The organism is Actinomadura sp. NBRC 104412, assembly GCF_030269515.1.
Lineage (GTDB): Bacteria > Actinomycetota > Actinomycetes > Streptosporangiales > Streptosporangiaceae > Spirillospora.
In genome coordinates this window covers 292590-313227 of record NZ_BSTM01000005.1, presented here as the reverse complement: position 1 = coordinate 313227, position 20638 = coordinate 292590, and the positions used below count along the sequence as shown (strand labels likewise).

Below are 20638 nucleotides of genomic sequence, written 5' to 3'. Positions count from 1 at the left end.
GGGCGCGGCCGATCGTCCCGCCGTTACTCCTGGTCAGAGGAGTCGGGCAGGGGGAGCGGCCGGGTGGCGTCCGGTGGCGCGGGCCGTTTCGCGGGCAGCGGTGCCTGGACGGTCCGGTCGCCGTCCCCCGCGGCCGGTTCCGGAGCCTCGGCGTCGACCACGGTCTGCGGCGAGGCGTCCTCGGACGGCGGCGCGGGAGCGGGTGCCGGGGCGGGATCGGGCGCAGACGCGGATGCGGCCGCGGGCGAGGGGGACGGGGAGGGCGGCGCGGGCGGCCGGGGGCGCGGCGCTCCGAAGGCCGGTGTGACGCGCTGCTGCAAGCGGTTGAGCGCGGCCAGCGCGAACTCCTGCGTCCGGCTCAGGTTCGCGGACGGGGCGGCCACGGGAGCCGGAACGCCCGGCGCGGCGGGCGCGGGCGCGTCCGGCGGCGGTGGCGCCGTACGGGCGGCGGCGGCCCTGCCGACGCGGGCCTTCACGCTCAGCCCGTACGACAGGAAGAGCAGCAGCGCGAACGCGGCCAGGAACACCACGTGTTCCAGCAGCGCGCCCCAGTTGCCCTTGACGAGGTCGAGGAGGGTGAACACGCCGAACCCGGCCAGCCATCCGGCCAGGGCGGGCAGGAACCACACGTCCCGGCGCCGTCCGATACCGGCCACGGCCAGCGCGACCAGCGCCAGCTCGATCGCCTTGACCACGGCGAGCACGGCGGTGGCCGCCCCGGCGCCGACGTACCCGGCCAGTTCCTCGCGCCGGTCGTCCCAGCCGATCAGGCCGGTGACGAGGCCGGTGACCCCGTACGCGACCAGGAACACGCCGATCGGGTAGTGCATGCGGTGCCAGTTCCGACCGCGTGACGGGACGGACCGCGGCGGGGCGGGCTCGGGCGGGACGGGCGGCGCCAGTGGCGGGGGCGGCGCGGGCGCCTGGCCGGAAAGGGGCCGGGGGAGCGGCAGATCGGGCCTGGTCAGGTCCCGGTGCCTGTCCGGGCCGGAGCCCGCTTGCGCCGTCATTCTCCCTGCTCCCCTTCCCTCCGCGTGCTACGCGCAAGATATCCCGGATGGGCTGCGGCCATCCGGGGTAGGAGAGGAGCCGCGCCCCGCGCGGCGCCCGGGCGCGCGCCGGCCGGTCTCGACACGGGTGGCCGGTGGCGGCCGAATGTTGAGGCGCCGAACATATCGGGTGGCCCGCGACCGGCGTCCCGGCGTCTCCTCCCATGTCGGTCACGCCCTAATTGATCAGCGCGTTACTGGATTGTTACGGCTCATCCGGTCTCCGGCTCTGGCGCGCGACTCGGGCGGGACATAAGTTGCGAGGCACAACATTCACCCGGTGTGACCTCGCTCACCGGTGGTCCCACCCCCTAGAAAGGACCCGGGCCCATGCGCAAGGGGATCCTCAGCCTCACCGCCCTGTCGGCGGCCGCGGTGCTCACCCTCGCGGCCTGCGGAGACGAAGGCGCCGACGACGGCGACGGCCAGGGCGCCGCCCAGGGCAAGATCGGCGTGATCCTGCCCGACACCAAGTCCTCGGTGCGCTGGGAGAGCTTCGACCGTCCGTTCCTGGAGCAGTCGTTCAAGGCGGCGGGCGTCCAGTACGACATCCAGAACGCCGAAGGCTCCACCCAGCGCTTCCAGACCATCGCCGACCAGATGCTCACCAGCGGCGTCTCGGTCCTGGTGCTGACCGGGCTCGACTCCAACTCGGCGGCGGCGGTGCAGCGCAAGGCGCAGCAGCAGGGCGTCAAGACCATCGACTACGACCGCCTCACCCTCGGCGGAGTGGCCGACTACTACGTCTCCTTCGACAACGTGAAGGTCGGCGAAGAGCTCGGCAAGGGCCTGCAGAAGTGCCTGGGCGACAAGGACGCCAACATCGCCTACCTCAACGGCGCGCCCACCGACAACAACGCCACCCTGTTCTCGCAGGGCGCCCACAACATCCTCGACAAGGTCACCAAGTACAAGAAGGTCGCCGAGCAGGCCGTTCCCGACTGGGACAACCAGCGCGCCGCGACCATCTTCGAGCAGATGTACACCCAGCAGGGCGGGAAGATCGACGGGGTGCTGGCCGCCAACGACGGCCTCGGCAACTCGGTCATCTCGATCCTGAAGAAGAACAACCAGGCCGGCAAGGTCCCGGTGACCGGGCAGGACGCCACCGTCCAGGGCCTGCAGAACATCCTGGACGGCACCCAGTGCATGACCGTGTACAAGCCGGTCAAGCAGGAGGCCGACGCGGTGGCCAAGGCGGCCGTCGCGGTCCTCAAGGGCGAGAAGGCGCAGACCAACGGCACCACCAACGACCCGCAGGGCAAGCGCCAGGTCCCGTCGGTGCTGCTCACGCCGATCGGCATGGACAAGTCCAACATCAAGCAGGTCATCACCGACGGCTTCGTGAAGAAGGAGGAGCTCTGCACCGGCGCCTACGCCGCGAAGTGCACCGAGGCCGGCATCCAGTGAGCCGTTCTCATCCGGCCTCGGGCGGACGGCTCCGGGTGGACGGTTCCGGCCCCCCGATGTACGGATGACATCGGTTCTGTGACCTCCCGTGGCGGGTCCCGCCGCTGCGGCGCCCGGAATCCGGGCGTCTGGGACCCGCCACGGGTGTCCCCCGTGGAAGAAGGAATCTCGTGGCAGACAAAGGCGAGCCCCTCAACGGCGACCCCGTCCTCCGCCTGACCGGGCTCAACAAGAGCTTCGGCGCCGTCCACGTCCTGCACGATGTGGACTTCGCCGTGCGTACGGGCGAGGTCATGGCACTGGTCGGCGACAACGGCGCGGGCAAGTCCACGCTCATCAAGTGCATCGCGGGGATCCACCCGATCGACTCGGGCACGATCGAGTTCGAGGGCCGGCCGGTGGAGATCAACGGCCCGCGGGACGCCGCCGCGCTCGGCATCGAGGTGGTGTACCAGGACCTGGCGCTGGCCGACAACCTCGACATCGTCCAGAACATGTTCCTCGGCCGCGAGCGCCGCCGCGGCATCGTCCTGGACGAGGACTCGATGGAGCAGGCCGCCCGCGAGACGCTGGCGCGGCTGTCGGTGCGCACCGTCAAGTCGGTGCGCCAGCAGGTCGCCAGCCTGTCCGGCGGGCAGCGGCAGACCGTCGCGATCGCCAAGGCCGCGCTGTGGGAGTCCAAGGTCGTGATCCTGGACGAGCCCACCGCCGCGCTGGGCGTCGCGCAGACCCGCCAGGTGCTCGACCTGGTCAGGCGGCTGGCCGACACCGGGCACGCGGTCGTGCTGATCTCGCACAACATGGTCGACGTCTTCGAGGTGGCCGACCGCATCACCGCTCTCTTCCTCGGCAGGGTGGCCGCGGACGTGCGCCGCGAGGACGTCACCACCGGCCAGGTCGTGGAGCTGATCACCGCCGGCCGGTCCGGCGATCTCGGGCTCGCACGGGCGACCGCCGAGAGCATCTGAGGGAGCTTCGATGTCCATCGACAAATCCGTGGGCAAGGAGGCCGCCGTGCGGCTGGCGGACTCGGACTTCGCCGTCGACCGGCGCGTCCAGGACGTCCCCGGGGCGCTGCGCGACTACTGGAACCGGGTGCGGGCCGGCGATCTCGGCGCGATGCCCGCGATCCTCGGACTGCTCGGCCTGGTCGTGCTGTTCACCGCGCTGCGCCCGGAGACCTTCCTGTCCGAGCGCAACATCGCCAACCTGTTCACCCAGGCCATGCCGGTGACGATCCTGGCGATGGGCCTGGTGTTCGTGCTGCTGCTCGGCGAGATCGACCTGTCGGCGGGCGTGGCCAGCGGCGTGTGCGGCGCGGTCATGGCCAAGATCATCGTCGACTCGGGCCAGCCCTGGTACGTGGCGGTGCTGTCGGCGATCGCCACCGGCATCGTCATCGGCACCGCGATCGGCTGGCTGGTGTCGGTGATCCGGATCCCGTCGTTCGTGGTGACGCTGGCGCTGTTCCTCGGCCTCCAGGGCATCACCCTGCGCCTGATCGGCCAGGGCGGCACCGTCCCCGTGCGCGACGAGGTCATCGTCGCGCTGGCCAACCGCAACATGCCGGTCTGGCTCGGCTGGACGATGGCGGTGGTGGTCGCCGTGGCGTACGCGTTCGTCCAGCTGTGGCGATGGCGGCAGCAGTCCAAGCGCGGGCTGGCCACCAAACCGGTCCAGCTCGTGGCCGCCCAGGTCGGCGTGGTGGCGCTGGCGCTGCTGTTCGGCACCTACCTGCTCAGCCTCGACCGCGCGCCCAGCCCGCTGGTCACGCTGGCCGGCATCCCCTGGGGCGTGCCGCTCATCGGCGTGCTGCTGATCGTGGCGACCTTCGTGCTGGGCCGCACCGCCTACGGGCGGCACCTGTACGCGATCGGCGGCAACACCGAGGCCGCCCGCCGCGCCGGGATCAACGTGGTCCGGCTGCGGATGTCGGTCTTCATGATCTGCTCCGGCACGGCCGCGATCTCGGGCATCTTCGCCGCGTCCCGCCTCAACTCGGTCACCCCCGACGCGGGCGCGGGCAACACGCTGCTGTTCGCGGTCGGCGCCGCCGTCATCGGCGGCACCAGCCTGTTCGGCGGCCGCGGCAAGGCCCGCGACGCCATCCTGGGCGGCCTGGTCGTGGCCACCATCGAGAACGGGCTCGGCCTGCTCGGCGCCAAGGCGTACGTCAACTTCCTGGTCACCGGCGGCGTCCTGCTGCTGGCGGCGAGCATCGACGCGCTGGCCCGGCGCCGCCGGGTGTCGGCGGGCAGATGATGAGCGGCCGGCCGTTCCGCTCCCGCGGCGCCTCACCCCGGGCCCACGCCCGGGTCCCCGCTCGGCGCCGCGGGAGCCCGGCGGGACGATGATGCGCGGCGCGCCGGTACCGGAGGAGCCGGCGGCCCCCATGGCCGCCGCTCTTCCCGCCGCCGCGTTCCCGGACCGGCTCTCACCTGCTACGCTCACCGGCCAGGACCTGGTTCCGCGCGATCGCGCTGCGGCACGGTGGGAGCCCCTCGGAATGTCAGCGACACCCGTTCTGGACCTGCGCGGTATCAACAAGAGCTTCGGTCCGGTCAAGGTGCTGCACGACGTGTCGTTCACCGCGCGCCCCGGCGAGGTCACCGCGCTGGTCGGCGACAACGGCGCGGGGAAGAGCACCCTGGTCAAGTGCATCGGCGGCATCCACCCGTTCGACTCCGGCCGGTACCTGTGGGACGGGCGCCCGGTCCGCGTCGACAGCCCGCGCGCCGCGTCGGCGCTGGGCATCGAGGTCGTCCACCAGGACCTGTCGCTCTGCGAGAACCTCGACATCGTGCAGAACATGTTCCTCGGCAGGGAACGCCGCCGCGGCATCGTCCTCGACGAGCCGGCGATGGAGGAGATGGCGATCAGCACGCTGTCGTCCCTGTCGGTGCGGACGGTCGGATCGGTGCGGCGGCCGGTGGCGACGCTGTCGGGCGGGCAGCGGCAGACCGTCGCGATCGCCCGCGCCGTGCTGTGGGACAGCCGGCTGGTCATCCTGGACGAGCCCGCCGCGGCGCTCGGCGTCGCGCAGACCCAGCAGGTGCTGGAACTGGTCAGGCGGCTGGCCGACCGGGGCCTCGCGGTGGTGCTGATCTCGCACAACATGAACGACGTGTTCGCGGTGTCCGACCGGATCGCCGCGCTGTACCTGGGCCGGATGGTCGCGCAGGTGCCGGCGACGGACGTGACGCACGCCCAGGTGGTGGAGCTGATCACCTCCGGCCGCAGCGGCGACCTGGGGCTGCCGAGGGACGCCGGCACCCCGCCGGCGCCGGCCCGTCCACGGACCTCCCACTCGGCCGGGGGACGCTTCCCGGGCCAGGCGGCGGGACCGCCCGCATGATGAGGGCCGGGCCGTCACAAGAGGAGATCCGCCGCCACAACCTGGGGACGCTGCTGCGCTTCGTCCACCTGCGCGGGCCGGCGTCGCGGGCGACGCTGGCCGAGTCGCTGGGCCTCAACCGCAGCACGATCATGGCGCTGACCACCGACCTGACCGCGGCCGGGCTGGTGCGCGAGGAACTGCCGCGGAGCCCGGGACGGCGCGCGGGACGGCCGTCGCTGGTCGTGCGTCCCGAATCCACCCGGGTGTACGTGCTGGCGTTCGACGTGGGCGTCGACCGCCTCGGCGTGGCCCGTGTCGGCCTGGGCGGCACCATCCTGGAACGCCGCGAGGCGTCCCGCACCCGCGGCCCGTCGGACCCGGGCGAGATCGTCGGCGCGCTCGCCGCCGCCGCCCGCTCGCTGATGCGCAAGGCGGGACGCGACGCCGTCTGCGTCGGCGCGGCGCTGGCCTTCCCCGGCACGGTGCGCCGCTCCGACGACCAGATCATGTTCGGCCCGAACCTCGACATCGGCGACCCCGCGCTCGGCGTCGCCCTGTCGCGCCGCCTGGGCCTGGGCATCCCGGTCTCGGTGTGCAACGACGCGAACCTGGGCGCGCTGGCCGAGCACGAGCGCGGCGCGGGCGTCGGCTGCGACAACCTCATCTACCTGCACGGGGACGTGGGCGTCGGCGGCGGCATCATCATGGGCGGCCAGCTGCTCGGGGGCCAGGACGGCTACGGCGGCGAGATCGGCCACATGATGGTCAACCCCGGCGGCAGGCTCTGCGGCTGCGGGTCGCGCGGCTGCCTCGAAGCCGAGGTGGGGGAGCGGACGCTGCTCGACCACGCCGGCCGGGAGGAGTCGCCCGACCTGGTGGGGCGCGACGCCGTCCGCGCCGTGGTGGACGCCGCCGACCGCGGCGACATCGCCGCCCGCGACGCGCTGCAGCGCGTCGGCACCTGGCTCGGCTGGGGAGTCGCCAACCTCGTCAACATCTTCAACCCGGGCCTGGTCATCTTCGGCGGCACGCTGCGCGACATCTACCTGGGCGCCGCCGCCCAGGTGCGCAGCGTCGTGGCCACCGGCGCTCTGGCGGCTCCCAGGGAACACGTCCGGCTCCGCACGGCGGCCCTGGGGGACGACACGACGCTGGTGGGCGCGGCGGAGTTCGCGTTCGCCGAGGTGCTGGCCGACCCCGTGCAGGTGCTGGCGCGGCTCAGGGCGCCCGAGGACACGCCTGTGTAGGTGGAAGGCCGGGCCTCAGCCGGAGAAGCGGCCGTAGGTGCCCCGGTAGAACAGCAGCGGGTCGCCGTCGTGGTGCTGGTCGAGGTGGTGGACGCGGGCCACGACGATGACGTGGTCGCCGGCCACGTGCGTGTTCTCTATCTCGCAGTCGAGCCAGGCCAGGGCGCCGTCGATGACGGGGCTGCCGCTGGGGGACTCGGTCCAGCCGATGTCGGCGAACTTGTCGCCGCCCTTGAGCGCGAGCTGCTTGCAGATCCGGAGCTGCGGCTCGCTGAGGATGTTGATGCAGATCCGCCGGGCGCCGCGCAGCCGCGGCCAGGTGGTGCTGGTGTGCGCGACACAGAAGGCCACCAGCGGCGGCTCCAGCGAGACCGAGGTGAAGGAGTTGGCGGCCAGGCCGGTGGGCCCTCCGGTGGCCGGGTCGATGGCGGTGATGGCCACCACCCCGGTGGCGAACCTGCCCAGCACCGACCGGAAGCGAGCGCCGTCGATGCCGGTCACCTGCGCGTCGGTCGTGGCCCTTGACGATCCGTTCGGGGATCCGTGCATGCGGCGTTCCGTTCCGTGGCCGAGGTGCCGATCGGCCGGACCGGCCACGGTGACCGCGGCGGCGGTCGGTGCGTGGGCCATCGGACCCGGCTCCCTTCTCTTAGCCAAGCGCTTGCTTGGACGATAGGCGCGCCCCGTTCCGGGTGTCAAGCCGGTTCCGAGCGCCGTTCGGGTGATGAGGGCCGCGTTGACAGGGCCGCCTGTGGGCGCCTAGCTTGTAAGACAAGCGCTTGCTTGGTGATTCGGAGGACGGATTGGGAACCTTCCGCGACCGCACCGCGATCGCCGGCGTCGGCTACACCCCGTTCAGCAAGAACTCGGGGGTCTCCACCCTCACCCTCGCCGTCGACGCCATCCTCGCGGCGCTCGACGACGCCGGACTGACCGTGGACGACGTGGACGCCCTCGCCACGCACCGGGTAGGCGACTCCACCCCGCCCTGGGTCGTGGCACCCGCGCTCGGCGTCCCCGAGGTCACCTGGTACCTCGACCAGTTCGGCGGAGGCAGCGTCTCGCACTCCGTGGTCGGGCAGGCCGCGATGGCCGTCGCCTCGGGAGCCGCCCGGACCGTCGTGTGCTACCGCGCCATCAACGCCCGTTCCGAATTCCGCATGGGCGGCACCGGACGCGGCCCCGCCCAGATCTTCGACGTCCAATACCAGGCGCCCTACGGATACTTCGCGCCCCCGCAGCAGTTCGCCATGTACGCGCGGGCCCACATGAACGCCTACGGGACGACCAGCGAACACCTCGGCCACATCGCGGTCGGGCAGCGCGCCAACGCGGTGAAGAACCCGCGGGCCCTCAAACGCGACCCGATCACCCTCGACGACTACCTCGCGTCCCGCTGGATCGCCGAGCCGTTCCGGCTGCTGGACTGCTGCCTGGAGACCGACGGCGCGTGCGCGGTCGTCGTCACCTCACGGGAACGCGCCCGCGACCTGCGGCACCCCCCGGTGCTGATCTCCGGCGCCGCGTGGGGCGGCGGCGACAGCTTCTTCTCCGGCGCCGGAAGCGGCCCGTCCGGCACCGACTTCACCGTGACCGAGGCCGCCCGGCTCGCGCCGCGCCTGTACGCGATGGCGGGCGTGGGGCCGGACGACATCGACTTCGCCGAGCTGTACGACTGCTTCACCTACTCGGTGCTCGTCCAGCTCGAGGACTACGGGTTCTGCGCCAAGGGGGAGGGCGGGCCGTTCGCCGCCTCGGGCGCCCTCGCCCTGGACGGCGACCTGCCCGTGAACACGCACGGCGGCTTCCTGTCGGAGGGCTACGTCCACGGCATCAACCACATCGCCGAGGCCGTGGCGCAGCTACGCGGAACGGCGGGGGACCGGCAGGTGCCCGGCGCCGAGGTGGGCCTGTCGACGTCCCAGCCCGGCTACGTCCTCGCCGGCACGTCCGCCCTGATCCTGAGGAGTGACCGGTGAACCTCGGAGTGCGGCCGGAACCCGACCGGGACTCGGCGCCATGGTGGGAGGCCGTCCGTCGGCATGAGCTGACGGTGCAGAAGTGCGGCGGCTGCGGCACGCTGCGCTTCCCGGCGCGAGCGGTGTGCAACCGCTGCCGGAGCCGCGCGTCCGAATGGGTACCGGCGCGCGGCACCGGCCGCGTCTACAGCTGGATCGTCAACCACCAGGTCTTCATGCCGGGCATGCGCGATCTGGTGCCGTTCCCCGTCCTGCTGGTGCGCCTCGACGACGGCGACGACCTGCTGATGTACGGCAACCTGGCCGAAGCGTCCCCCGACCTCCTGCGCCCAGGGCTCCGCGTGGAGGCCGTCTTCGAGGACGTGGACGACCAGACCACCCTGATCAACTGGCGCCCAACCGTTACCTGAAATGTGAGCGAACGTGAGTACGCACAGTTCAGGCAGCCGACGGTTGCCCGTCGGCGGTCCCGGCCTGACCCGCGCTGGTGGCGGTGCCGGGTTCCTGCTTCGCAGGCGGTTGCCCGGCGGGGCCGGGTCTTACATCGCCTCCACAGGCGTTTAGGCTCTCCGCCCCACTGGCGGCGAGTTGGCACAGGTTGATCGCGGCGTTGAGGTCGCGGCCCAGGACCAGACCGCAGGTGTGGCACCGGTAGGTCCGCTCGGACAGGGGGAGGCTTGGCTTTTGCCTGCCGCAGCCCGAGCAGGTCTTGGATGAGGGGAACCAGCGGTCGGCGACCAGCAGCCGACCGCCGTTCCATCCGGTCTTGTAGTCCAGCATCCGCCGCACGGTCCTGAAACCCTGATCGGCGACGGCTCGGGCGAGCCGCCGGTTGGCGAGCATGCCGGTGACGTTGAGGTCTTCGATCACGACGGTTTCGTACCGGGTGGCCAGGTGTGTAGTGGCCTTGTGGAGCGCATCGGTGCGCACGTTGGCGATGCGGGCGTGGTGGCGGGCCAGCCGCGCGGCGGCTTTGGCGCGGTTGGCCGACCCGCGCTGGGTGCGCAAGTGGGCCTTGCTGAGCCGTGCCAGTTTCCGCAGTCCGGCCCGCAGTGCTTTCGGCCCGGTGATCTCGATCGCGGTGCCGTGGTTGTCGACGGCTGTCAGCATCGTCGTGACGCCCAGGTCGACACCGACGACCGAACCGGGTTGAGCGTGCCGCCCGCAAACGTTGCGGTCGACCTCGACGGTGAAGGACACGTGCCAGCGGTGCGCGGTCCGTGACACCGTGGCCGACAGGATCCGCGCCGTCCCGTTCTCCAGACGGCGGGCCAGTTTGCGGGTGGACTCGTGCGTGGCGATCACCCCCAGGCGCGGCAGTGTCACCGCCCGCCCTGAGCATCGCATCACGCCGGTGGAGAACCGGAAGGAGTCACGGCACCGGCCGCGCTTTTTGAACCGGGGGAACCCCAAGCGGCGGCCCTTTCGCGCCCCTGTGCGGGACCGGACGAACTCGCGCAGCGCCCGGTCAAGGTCGCGGAATGCCTCCTGGTAGACGCATTTGGAGTTCTCACGCCACCAGGCAAGCGCGGGGTCGGTCTTTTTCACCGCGTTCCACTGCCGGTGCAGCTCGGCACCCGACCACCACCTACCCTCGGCTTGGTAGCGGTCCTTGCAGGCGGCCAGGCCCCAGTTCCACGCGAACCGCGCCGCACCCGCGTGCGAAGCCAGCGCACGCTCCTGCACGGGCGTCGGATCGAGCGCGAACCGGTATGCCTGATGAACCCTCATTCGGCATCCCCGGGGTCGGCTTTGGCAGCCGTGACCGCGCGCATCGCCCGATTCCGCGCGCCTTGCCGCCCGTACAACCGCGCACACATCGACGTCAGCACGTCGATCATGTCGCCGGCCAGATCATCGGCGGTCTGGCCGGAGTCTGCGACCACCAGCCCACGCCCCTGGGCGGCCAGTGCCGCCTCGATGTACTCCACGCCGAACCGCGCAAGCCTGTCCCGGTGCTCGACCACGATCGTCGATACCGACGCATCCGATAGCAGCCGCATCAGCTTGGGACGTCTCCCGTTCAGCCCGGATCCGATCTCGGTGACCGATTCGGTCACCCGCAGGCCGTTGTCTGCGGCGAACCCTGTAAGCCGGGCGATCTGCCGGTCTAGGTCGGCGCGCTGGTCGTGTGAGGACACGCGGGCGTACAACACCGCGCACTCGGCCGTACCGCCACGGGGAACCTCAACCATGATCGTGCCCGTGGGCAGGCGGCGGGCCGGGACCGGCATAGTGCCGTTGCGGAACCACCGATATGCGGTCTGCGGGTGGATCCCCTGGGACCGCGCCCACTCAGCGAGCTTCACGCAATCATTCAAACACACATTCGATCACGTTTGCTCACGTTTTCGCGCACAGTTGAGCACCCCTGACCCAAGGACCCCTACTCAAGGGCCAACTGCCCCAAGGAGCCCCTGCCTCAAGGGGCCGCTGATCAGAGGCCCTGCGAAATCTGATCAAAGGCCCCGCGGGGGCGCCCCCCGATTCGATCATCTCTCGGGTGGAGGTGGTGGCGCAGGAGAACCGGGCCCTGTGGATAACGTCGGGTTCAGCCCGGCTCGGGTTCAGCCCGGCTCCGTGGCGGCGCGCGCGTGGAGGGCTGGTTTGTCGATTTTACCGTTGGGGTTGACGGGCAGCGCGTCCACCAGGATGACCCGGCGCGGGACCTTGTAGTTGGACATGTTGGCGCGCGCCCACTCGATGATCCCCTCCGGGGTCACGTCGCCGCCGGGGGCCGGGACGACGTAGGCCCGGCCGACCTCGCCCTGCCGCTCGTCCGGGACGCCGATCACCGCGACCTCCGCGACCCCCGGGCACTGGAGCAGGAGCCCTTCGATCTCGGCGGGGTACGCGTTGAAGCCGGAGACGATGAACATCTCCTTCTTACGGTCGACGATCGAGAGGTTGCCCGCCTCGTCGAGCTCCCCGATGTCGCCCGTGTGCAGCCAGCCGTCCTCGTCCACGGCCTCGGCGGTCCGCTCCGGGTCGCGCCAGTAGCCGCGCATCACGCCGTACCCACCGACGAGGATCTCGCCGCGCTCGCCGGGCGGCAGGTCCTTGCCGTCGTCGTCCACGATCCGCACGCTCACGCCGGGCACCGCGCGGCCGGTGGAGGACGCGATCACCTCGACCGGGTCGCCGGCCCGGGTCATCGAGATGACGGTGCCCTCCATCATCCCGTAGGCGTTGATCATCCGGTCCAGTCCGGCGCGGTCCAGCAGCCGGCGGATCAGCTCGGGCGGGACGGCGGCGGCCCCGCAGATCGCGACGCGCAGCGAGGAGACGTCCCGGGGGCCGGGGCCGTCCAGCTCGTCCAGGATCTTGAAGAACATCGGCGGCGCCCCGGCCAGGACGCTGATCCGATGCTCCTCGATCAGGTCCATCAGCTTGTCGGGGACGAACAGCGGGATGGGCATCATCGTGGCCTGGCGCAGCACGCAGGCGAGCAGGCCGGCGTTGATGCCGAAGCCGTGCGAGAACGGCGCGATGATCGGGTAGCGGTCGCCCTCGCGCAGCGTCACGATCTCCGACCAGTCCCAGTAGCCGCGCAGAAGCTGCTCATGGTGCAGCATGACGCCCTTGGGCGTTCCGGTGGTGCCGGACGTCGCCATGATCTCGGCCAGGTCTTCCGGGCCGACCGAGAGGGCGCGTTCCTCGGCGGCCTCCGGGGAGATGGACGAGGCGCCCGCGGCGAAGTCGTCCCAGCGCAGCGCTCCGCTCGTGCCCGGGTCCGCGTCGCCCAGGACGACGACGTGCTCCAGTTCCGGAAGGGTGTCGCGTACCTCGGCGAGCATGTCGAGGTAGGACGTGTCCATGAAGCCTTCGGCGACCAGCAGCACTTTGGCGCCGACCCTCTGGAGCATCGCGCCCGCCTCGATGCCTTTGAAGCGGGTGGACAGCGGGGCGATGATGGCGCCCGCATCCCAGATCCCGTACGCGGCCACCACCCAGTCGGGGGTGTTGGGCGCCCACACCGACACGCGGTCGCCGGGGGTCACGCCCAGGGCCATCAGCGCGCGTGCGACCTCGCTCGCCTTCCGCGCCAGCCCGCTGAGGGTCAGCGTGGCACCGTCCGAGACGACGACCTCCACGTCCCCGTGCCGCGCGGCCTGGTCCCGCAGCATGCGGGGGATCGTGTGCCAGTCGGGTACGGGCTGCAACTCCCTCTCGTCCATCGCGCCTCCTGGAGTGCGTACGCCGGTGACTATGAGAGCTCGGAGCGGTCCTGTCCCAGGTGGTGGCCGCGCAGGTCGGTGACCGTGCCGGGACGGCGTTCCTCGGAGACCCGCTCTTCGATGACGACGTCGATCGAGACGGGGGTGAGCGCGTAGAGGGCCTGCGCGATGCGCGACTTCCACATGGGGTTCTTGACGAGGGTGTCACGGTTGAAGGTGATGTGCAGCGCCGCGGCGTCGAGCGTGCCTTCGCGGCTGATGCGCAGGTCCCACTGGCTGACCCCGTCGATGCGGGCGAGCGCGGCACCCACCTTGGACACCGACAGCCAGCGTCCCCGCACCAGCACGTGGTCGCCCACGGTGTGCGCCGGTGCCGGGATGTTCTTCTCTCCGCCTTCGAGCCGCACTGCCTGGCCTGTGCGCAGCGGCGTCTCGCCTAGTGACGAGTGCCAGGACGGTGTGAGCACGACCTCTGCGAGCCCGTCACCGTAGGGGGCGTCGAGCATGACGTCCTTGTCCACGGGCGCGAGCGCCAGCAGTCCGTCCCGTACGGGGGTCAGCGAGGACTCGGACGGGGCGCGGTGCGCGATCGGCACGCCGAAGAAGGGATCCGCGTACAGCTCCCGGACGGACGCCTCGAACTCCGCGGCGAGCTGCCGGTAGCTGTTGGGCGATGGCACCTCGCCCACCAGCAGGATGTGGCGCAGCTCAAGGTCGAGGGGATCGAGCAGGAACTCCAGGTGCAGCCGCGCCAGGAAGTCCATGGCCCCGGTCGGGGTGGTGATGAGCGCCGTGGCTTGCACGCTCTCCAGCGCGGTGTGCAGGCGCAGGCGTCCACGTGGGCCGACGCTGGCCGCGGCCTGCGCGACCCCGGCGGCGGCCTCGGCGAGCAAGGGGCCGCTTTGCTCGCCGTCGTTGTTGAGCGCGACGACGACGCGGTCGCTTGGGCCGAGCCCGGCTGCGGTCAGCGTGTCCGATGCCAGCTCCAACGCCGCCTTACGGTCGGACGCGGCCAGCGGGACGACCGGCCCGCCGTCCGGGGACACCAGCAAGAGTCCCTGTGCGGTACGCCCGGCGGGGAACGTGCTACGGGTCGGCCAGCTCACTTCGCCTCCCGCGCTTCGGAGGCCGCGCGCTCACCCGCGGGGACGACCTCGCTCATGAAGAGCTTCATGGAGTTGCAGACGTCCTCATGGCCGAGGCCGCCGACCTGGACCTGGAGGATCAGATCGGTGGCTCCGGCGGCCTCGATCCGCTCGACGGCCTTGCGCGACCCCGCCACGTCGTCGATGACGACCATGGTCTCCTCGCGGAGGATGGCCATCGCCTCCTCGGGCGGCATGCCGACGGCCTGCTGGCCCAGCACGCGGTGCGTGGCGTGCCGCGCGTCGGTGTAGTCGGGCGGCGCGACCAGGTTGATCTGGCGCCGCAGATACCACAGGACGGGGTCGGCCGCGGTGTCCACGGCCTCCTGCTGGGTGGGCGCCACATGCCAGGGGATCATCAGCCCGATCCGGCGCGTGGCCGGGTCGAACCCGTTCTCGGCCAGGCACTCCTTGTACTTGGCGATGTCCTCCGCGACGTCGTCCAGGCCCTTGAGCATGGTCATGCCGAGCAGGTTGTAGCCCTGCCGCGCGGCCGCGAGGTACCCGTCCAGCGAGGTGGAGGCGACCCACACCGGGGGGTGCGGCTCCTGGGTGGGACGCGGGTAGACGCCCACGTCGGGGATCTCGAAGTACTCGCTGGAGCGCGTGACCGGCTGCCCGTCGGCGTTCCAGATCGCCAGGACGGCCTCCAGCGACTCCTCCCACAGCTTCCTGGACTGCTCGAACGGACGCTGGAACGCCTGGTACTCCAGCGGGGAGGCGCCGCGTCCCGTTCCGAACTCGACCCGGCCGCCGCTGATCACGTCCAGCGTCCCCACCCGCTCCGCGGTGCGGATCGGGGACTGGAACGGCAGCAGCACCACGCCGAGGCCGAGGCGGATGCGCTCGGTCCGCTGCGAGATGCCCGCCAGCACCAGGTCGGGCGCGGAGGAGTGGGAGAACCCGCGGGTGAAGTGGTGCTCGACGAACCAGGCTGTGTCGAAGCCCAGCTGGTCGGCCAGCACCACCTGGTTCATCACGTTCTCGAACGCCCGCCGTTCGATCTCGCGGGACCGCCCGCGCACCTCAAGTTCGTAGCCAAGGCTGACCCGTAGGGACGTCAATCGAGCCTCCGGTGATGCTGTGCGACCATATGACCAAGCGCTCGCTTGGGAGATTATCAGCAGCCGACCACGGCAACAAGTCGTCGCGCGGCCTCCGGGGTGCCGCGGCCCCGCCGAAAACCCGTCCGGAATCGGTGGAAACCGCCGTTACCATCCGGGCATGGCGGTATCGGCGGTGATCTTCGACTGGGGTGGCACCCTCACCCCCTGGCACGACATCGAGCTCGGCGAGATGTGGCGGCGGATCTGCGCCGCGCACCTCGACCCCGACCGTGTCGAGGAGGTGGCCAAGGCGCTCCTGGACGCGGAGGACGAGCTGTGGCGGCGCGGCAGGGACGAGCATCGCAGCGCGACCCTGGACGAGGTGTTCGCGCTCGCCGGAGTGGAGCCCACCGAGGCCATGCTGGCCACCCAGTTCGAGGTCTGGACCCCGCACACGTTCACCGATCCGGCGGCGCCCGGCGTCCTCCGCGAGCTGCGCGAGCGCGGCATCAAGGTCGGGGTGCTGTCCAACACGATGTGGTCACGCGACTGGCACGAGCGCATCTTCGCCAGGGACGGGGTGCTCGACCTCCTCGACGGGGCCGTCTACTCCAGCGAGATACCGTGGACCAAGCCGCACGCCGAGGCGTTCCGCGCCGCGATGGCCGCCGTCGGCGTGGACGACCCATCCGCCTGCGTGTACGTCGGAGACCGTCCCTACGACGACATCCACGGCGCCAAGTCGGCGGGGCTGCGGGGCGTGCTCGTCCCCAACAGCCGCGTTCCGGCCTGGGACACGGTCACCCCCGACGCGGTCATCAAGAGCCTGGACGAGCTGCTCCACCATGTGGACCGCTGGTCGTCAGGGGCCTGAGCACGCCCGAGGGGGCTGAGCACGCTTGAGGGGCCGCAGGGCTGGGCACGGCCCGCGTGCCGCGATAGTTGAGGCATGCCTGTTACGTTCCGCCGCCCCGGCTTCGTGTGCACCGACCACGTCCTGGAGGTCCCCCTCGACCACGACGACCCCCACGGACGGACGATCGAGGTCTACGCACGGGAAGTCGTGGCCCCCGACAAGGAGGGGGAGGACCTGCCCTGGCTGCTGTTCCTCCAGGGCGGGCCTGGGCACAAGGCGACGCGCCCAGGGGAGGGCGGGGCCTGGCTTGAACGGGCCCTGCGCGACTACCGGGTGCTCCTCCTCGACCAGCGCGGCACCGGGCGCAGCACCCCGGCCAACCGGCGGACCCTGCCCGCCGACCCGGCCGAGGCGGCCGACTACCTCCGGCATTTCCGGGCCGACTCGATCGTCCGGGACGCCGAACTGCTGCGCCGCACCCTGAACGGCGACCGCCCGTGGAGCGTCCTGGGCCAGAGCTACGGCGGCTTCTGCACGGTCACCTACCTGTCCCTGGCACCGGACGGGCTGCGGGAGGCGTTCATCACCGGCGGCCTGCCCAACCTGACCGGCGGGCCGGACGAGGTCTACCGGGCCGCCTACCCGCGGGTCCGGGCCGCCGCCGAGCGGTACTTCGCGCGCTACCCCGGCGACCGCGCGGCGCTCGACCGGGTGCTGGAGCACCTGGACGGCAACGACGTGCGGCTCCCCGGCGGTGAACGGCTCACGCCCCGCAGGCTGCGCACGGTCGGGATCGCCCTCGGCTCGTCCGCCCGGTTCGACGGCCTGCACTACCTCCTGGAAGAGGCGTTCGCCGGGACGGAGCTGTCCGACACGTTCCTGCGCACCGTGGACGAGTGGGTCACCTACGCGCACCACCCCCTGTACGCGCTGCTCCACGAGGCGATCTACTGCCAGGGAACGGCCTCGAACTGGTCCGCCCAGCGCGTCCTGGGCGAGTTCCCCGAGTTCGAGGACGAGTCGCTCCTCTACGGCGAGATGATCTACCCCTGGTTCTTCGACGAGGACCCGGCGCTGCGCCCCCTCAAGGAGTGCGCGGAACTCCTGGCCCGGTACGAGGACTGGCCCGCCCTGTACGACGTGGGGCGACTCGCCGCCAACACCGTCCCGGTCGTGGCGGCGGTGTACTACGACGACATGTACGTGGACCGGGAGCAGTCGATGCGGACGGCCGCGTCCATCAAGGGCCTGCGCACCTGGGTCACCAACGAGTACGCCCACAACGGCCTGTCCCTCGACCCGAAGGTGCTCGACCGCCTCATCGCGATGAACCGCGGCCTCGCCTGAACTCAGCCGCCCAGGGCGTGCGGCGGCAGACCTGGGAACGCGGACGACGGCGAGGTGGGCCGTCCCGCATCGGCCCGCCAGCGCACGGCCCTGGCCATGGCGTCCTGCATGGCGCGCGCCGCGAGCGTACGGAGCGCCGCATCGGGCGACCCCGCCAAGCCCGCGTAGGCGGTCACAAGGTCGTCCTCCAGGACGGCGGCGACCCGCGCGGCGCTACGGGTGGACGTGACCGGCGCCGGCAGCGTGTAGGCGACCGCCGCCGCTTCCGGCTCGGCGCCCAGTGCGGTGATGCGGGCGGCCAAGGCGTCCCGTTGGGCGCGGTGGATGTTCCAGAGCGTCCTGGCCCTGCGCTGGAGCGCGCCCCGCACCCGTGCGCCCACGACCCCGTACCCGTACACCGCCGCGTGTTCGGCGCGCAGAGCGGCCTGTAGCGCGTCCACCGAAGTCACGGCTTCACCCTGGAAAGAACCGCCGCGTGGCCGGCCTCGCACGCACCGATGCTCGCCAGGAGCTGGGCCAGGCCCGGCGTGGCCCTGGAGACCTCGGCCACCCGGGCGGCGGCGGCCCTGGCCTCCGCTTCGCGTAACTCCTTCAACGCCTCGGACGCCTTACCCGGTGCCTGGACGACGCGCGGCGCCGGGAGCGCGCCGCCCTCGTGTGCGCGGGCGCCCCTCCCGGGGACGTAGTGGCGGCGCAGCACGGCCAGATGCTCCCGGTGGTGGGCGAGCGGACGGTCGAGATGCCGCGCCAGCGACGCATGAGAGCGGCGGGCCGCCTCGTACAAAGCGATGAGATCCCGCTCGGCAGCCATGACCCCTAAGAGAAGCGGTACGGCCGGGTCGGGCGCTTGGGCGCGCCCGTCCCCCGGGTCACCGTCGCCGCCTTCGCAACCGGCGAGCAGCGGCACGGCCAGTGCGGCACCGCCTCCCACGACCGCGCGCCGGGACACGGCGGCGGACGCCGGGCCGTCCCGCGGTCCCGCCCCTGGCAACCTGGCTCCTGATCGACTTCGTGGCGCTGCCGGGCCGCGACGAGCGATGCGCCCATCGGGCCAGCTCAAGCATTCCATATCCGGCGCGCCGGTGACCTCTCCGAAAGGCCGCTGAGGTGCCCGGCTGTCGATAGTCTTGAAGAGCGACGCGAAGGGCAGGCAATACGCGGCGATGCCCGCACAACTCAGAGGAGGTCCCATGGGCGGGGAGTCCGGCGGTGGACGCGCTCACCGGGGCCACGACGGCCGGAGCCGCGACCACCGCGACCACCGGAGCGGCAACGGCGCCTCCGCCGCCGTGGGCCGGGCGGAGACGGTGGCCGCGCTGCGGAGGCTGCTGGCGCCCGCCGTCACCGAAGCCGGCTTCGACCTGGAGGAGGTCGACGTGCGGCCCGCCGGGAGGCGGCGGCTGGTGCGGATCGTGGTGGACGCCGACGGCGGCGTGAGCCTCGACGACATCACCGTGCTCAGCCGGACAGCCTCCGACCTGCTCGACGCCTCCGACGTCATGGGCGCCGGGCCGTACGTGCTCGAGGTGACCTCGCCCGGCGTCGACCGCCCCCTCACCGAGCCCCGGCACTGGCGCCGCGCCGCCGGGCGGCTGGTGGTGGCCCCGCTGGCCGAGGGCGGCCAGATCGAGGGCCGGGTGGTCGAGGCCGACGACGAGGGAGTCGTGATCGACGTCGTCACGACCGCCAAGGGCGGGCCGAAGGGCTCCCAGGGACCTGGCAAGGGGCCCGGCAAGGGGCCCGGCAAGGGCGGCCCGCAGCCGAAGACGACCAGGCGCCGGTTCGCTCTCGGTGAGCTGGGCCGCGGCAGGGTGCAGGTGGAGTTCCGCCCCGCCGCCGGCGCGGCCGCCGGTGACGCCGCGGAACCGCGTTCTCCGGCCGAGCCGGACACCTGTTCGCCGGCCAGGCCGGATACCTGTTCGCCGGCCAGGCCGGATTAGAGGGGGGAACCTCGTGGACATCGACATGACCGCTTTGCGGAGCCTGGAGAGCGAGAAGGACATCTCGCTCGACGTGGCCGTCAAGGCCATCGAAGACGCCCTGCTGATCGCCTACAACCGCACCGAGGGCGCGGCCCCTAAGGCGCGGGTCGAGCTCGACCGCGACACCGGCCACGTCACCGTGTGGGCGACCGAGACCGACGAGTCGGGCGAGCCCATCAGGGAATACGACGACACCCCGACGGGGTTCGGCCGGATCGCGGCGACCACGGCCAAGCAGGTGATCCTGCAGCGGCTGCGGGACGCCGAGGACGAGCTCACCTTCGGCGAGTACGCCGGCCGCGAGGGCGACATCGTCTCCGGCATCATCCAGCAGGGCAAGGACCCGCGGAACGTGCTGGTGGACCTCGGCAAGATCGAGGCGGTGGTGCCTCCGCAGGAGCAGGTGCCCGGCGAGTCCTACGACCACGGCGATCGCCTGAGGGCCTACGTCGTGCAGGTGCGCAAGGGCCACCGCGGCCCCTCGGTGCAGTTGTCGCGGACCCACCCCAACCTGGTCCGCAAGCTGTTCGCCCTGGAGGTGCCCGAGATCGCCGACGGCACCGTCGAGATCGCCGCGATCGCCCGCGAGGCGGGACACCGCACCAAGATCGCGGTGCGCTCCCGCAAGCCGGGGGTGAACGCCAAGGGCGCCTGCATCGGCCCGCTCGGCAGCCGCGTCCGCAACGTGATGCACGAGCTGCGCGGCGAGAAGATCGACATCGTGGACTGGTCCGAGGACCCGGCCGAGTTCGTGGGCAACGCGCTGTCCCCGGCGCGGGTCTCCGCGGTCGAGGTGGTCGATCCCGACGCGCGGGTCGCCCGGGTGATCGTGCCCGACTACCAGCTCTCGCTGGCGATCGGCAAGGAGGGGCAGAACGCCCGGCTGGCCGCCCGGCTGACCGGCTGGCGGATCGACATCCGGTCCGACACCGAACAGGTCGAGCGGCAGGTCGAGCGGCCCGCCCAGGCGTCCCCGTCCCCATCCGAGGCCGCCACCGGCGACGGCACCGCCCAGGCCCAGTCCTAGCCGTCCCCGCGTGGCCCTACCGCCTGGCCCTACCG

20 protein-coding genes are annotated in these 20638 nt (G+C 71.9%); 11 read left to right on the top strand and 9 right to left on the bottom strand.

What is annotated here, in order from left to right; genetic code table 11:
- Window positions 1-23: 23 nt before the first annotated feature.
- Window positions 24-1010, bottom strand: coding sequence for a hypothetical protein (locus tag QSK21_RS09410; protein WP_285695024.1), 987 nt, complete (start codon window positions 1008-1010; stop codon window positions 24-26).
- 369 nt (window positions 1011-1379) lie between these two features.
- Between QSK21_RS09410 and QSK21_RS09405 the strand changes: the two genes are divergently transcribed.
- The 5 genes from QSK21_RS09405 to QSK21_RS09385 all read left to right on the top strand — a co-directional run bounded on the left by QSK21_RS09405 (window position 1380) and on the right by QSK21_RS09385 (window position 7043).
- Complete coding sequence (locus QSK21_RS09405) at window positions 1380-2459, top strand: sugar ABC transporter substrate-binding protein (protein ID WP_285695023.1); 1080 nt, start codon at window positions 1380-1382, stop codon at window positions 2457-2459.
- Window positions 2460-2629: 170 nt separating this feature from the next.
- Window positions 2630-3427, top strand: a complete 798-nt coding sequence (locus tag QSK21_RS09400) for an ATP-binding cassette domain-containing protein (RefSeq protein ID WP_285695022.1) — start codon at window positions 2630-2632, stop codon at window positions 3425-3427.
- 10 nt (window positions 3428-3437) lie between these two features.
- Entirely contained in the window at window positions 3438-4721 is a 1284-nt protein-coding gene (locus QSK21_RS09395; protein ID WP_285695021.1) for a sugar ABC transporter permease, read from the top strand.
- Between the two features lie 244 nt (window positions 4722-4965).
- Entirely contained in the window at window positions 4966-5814 is an 849-nt protein-coding gene (locus tag QSK21_RS09390; RefSeq protein ID WP_285695020.1) for an ATP-binding cassette domain-containing protein, read from the top strand.
- Entirely contained in the window at window positions 5814-7043 is a 1230-nt protein-coding gene (locus QSK21_RS09385; protein WP_285695108.1) for an ROK family transcriptional regulator, read from the top strand. The genes QSK21_RS09390 and QSK21_RS09385 overlap by 1 nt, the downstream gene beginning before the upstream one ends.
- Window positions 7044-7058: 15 nt before the next feature.
- On the opposite strand, the gene QSK21_RS09380 is transcribed toward QSK21_RS09385, so the two are convergent.
- Window positions 7059-7592 (bottom strand): flavin reductase family protein, encoded by a 534-nt coding sequence (locus QSK21_RS09380; protein ID WP_285695105.1) that lies wholly within the window; start codon window positions 7590-7592, stop codon window positions 7059-7061.
- 254 nt (window positions 7593-7846) lie between these two features.
- Between QSK21_RS09380 and QSK21_RS09375 the strand changes: the two genes are divergently transcribed.
- Window positions 7847-9022 carry a thiolase C-terminal domain-containing protein gene (locus QSK21_RS09375; protein ID WP_285695018.1) on the top strand — a complete coding sequence of 392 codons (1176 nt, stop codon included), beginning with the start codon at window positions 7847-7849 and terminating at the stop codon, window positions 9020-9022.
- On the top strand, window positions 9019-9432 hold the full coding sequence (locus tag QSK21_RS09370) for a Zn-ribbon domain-containing OB-fold protein (protein WP_285695017.1): 414 nt from the start codon (window positions 9019-9021) through the stop codon (window positions 9430-9432). The genes QSK21_RS09375 and QSK21_RS09370 overlap by 4 nt, the downstream gene beginning before the upstream one ends.
- A 28-nt stretch (window positions 9433-9460) precedes the next feature.
- Here QSK21_RS09370 and tnpB read toward each other — a convergent pair whose 3' ends face one another.
- The 5 genes from tnpB to QSK21_RS09345 form a co-directional block, all read right to left on the bottom strand.
- Window positions 9461-10753, bottom strand: coding sequence for an IS607 family element RNA-guided endonuclease TnpB (gene tnpB, locus QSK21_RS09365; RefSeq protein ID WP_285695016.1), 1293 nt, complete (start codon window positions 10751-10753; stop codon window positions 9461-9463).
- The gene (locus QSK21_RS09360) at window positions 10750-11331 is read right to left on the bottom strand and encodes an IS607 family transposase (protein WP_285695015.1); all 582 of its coding nucleotides are present in this window, start codon (window positions 11329-11331) and stop codon (window positions 10750-10752) included. Before QSK21_RS09360 ends, tnpB begins: the two co-directional genes overlap by 4 nt.
- A 258-nt stretch (window positions 11332-11589) precedes the next feature.
- Window positions 11590-13200: an AMP-binding protein gene (locus QSK21_RS09355; protein ID WP_285695014.1), complete on the bottom strand. Its 1611-nt coding sequence runs from the start codon at window positions 13198-13200 to the stop codon at window positions 11590-11592.
- Between the two features lie 29 nt (window positions 13201-13229).
- Window positions 13230-14306 carry a phenylacetate--CoA ligase family protein gene (locus QSK21_RS09350; RefSeq protein WP_285695013.1) on the bottom strand — a complete coding sequence of 359 codons (1077 nt, stop codon included), beginning with the start codon at window positions 14304-14306 and terminating at the stop codon, window positions 13230-13232.
- Window positions 14303-15409, bottom strand: coding sequence for an LLM class flavin-dependent oxidoreductase (locus QSK21_RS09345; protein WP_285695011.1), 1107 nt, complete (start codon window positions 15407-15409; stop codon window positions 14303-14305). Before QSK21_RS09345 ends, QSK21_RS09350 begins: the two co-directional genes overlap by 4 nt.
- A 160-nt stretch (window positions 15410-15569) precedes the next feature.
- Here QSK21_RS09345 and QSK21_RS09340 point away from each other — a divergent pair, with 160 nt between their 5' ends.
- Window positions 15570-16265, top strand: coding sequence for an HAD family hydrolase (locus QSK21_RS09340; protein WP_285695010.1), 696 nt, complete (start codon window positions 15570-15572; stop codon window positions 16263-16265).
- Window positions 16266-16340: 75 nt separating this feature from the next.
- Window positions 16341-17594: an alpha/beta fold hydrolase gene (locus QSK21_RS09335; protein ID WP_285695009.1), complete on the top strand. Its 1254-nt coding sequence runs from the start codon at window positions 16341-16343 to the stop codon at window positions 17592-17594.
- A gap of 2 nt (window positions 17595-17596) precedes the next feature.
- Here the strand turns inward: QSK21_RS09335 and QSK21_RS09330 are convergent, their stop codons facing one another.
- Together QSK21_RS09330 and QSK21_RS09325 are read right to left on the bottom strand one after the other, a co-directional pair.
- Window positions 17597-18043, bottom strand: coding sequence for a ferritin-like domain-containing protein (locus tag QSK21_RS09330; protein WP_285695008.1), 447 nt, complete (start codon window positions 18041-18043; stop codon window positions 17597-17599).
- Complete coding sequence (locus tag QSK21_RS09325) at window positions 18040-18405, bottom strand: hypothetical protein (protein ID WP_285695006.1); 366 nt, start codon at window positions 18403-18405, stop codon at window positions 18040-18042. Before QSK21_RS09325 ends, QSK21_RS09330 begins: the two co-directional genes overlap by 4 nt.
- Before the next feature lie 478 nt (window positions 18406-18883).
- Here QSK21_RS09325 and rimP point away from each other — a divergent pair, with 478 nt between their 5' ends.
- Together rimP and nusA are read left to right on the top strand one after the other, a co-directional pair.
- Window positions 18884-19534: a ribosome maturation factor RimP gene (rimP, locus tag QSK21_RS09320; RefSeq protein WP_352231268.1), complete on the top strand. Its 651-nt coding sequence runs from the start codon at window positions 18884-18886 to the stop codon at window positions 19532-19534.
- 25 nt (window positions 19535-19559) lie between these two features.
- Complete coding sequence (nusA, locus tag QSK21_RS09315) at window positions 19560-20603, top strand: transcription termination factor NusA (protein WP_285695004.1); 1044 nt, start codon at window positions 19560-19562, stop codon at window positions 20601-20603.
- Window positions 20604-20638 lie beyond the last annotated feature (35 nt).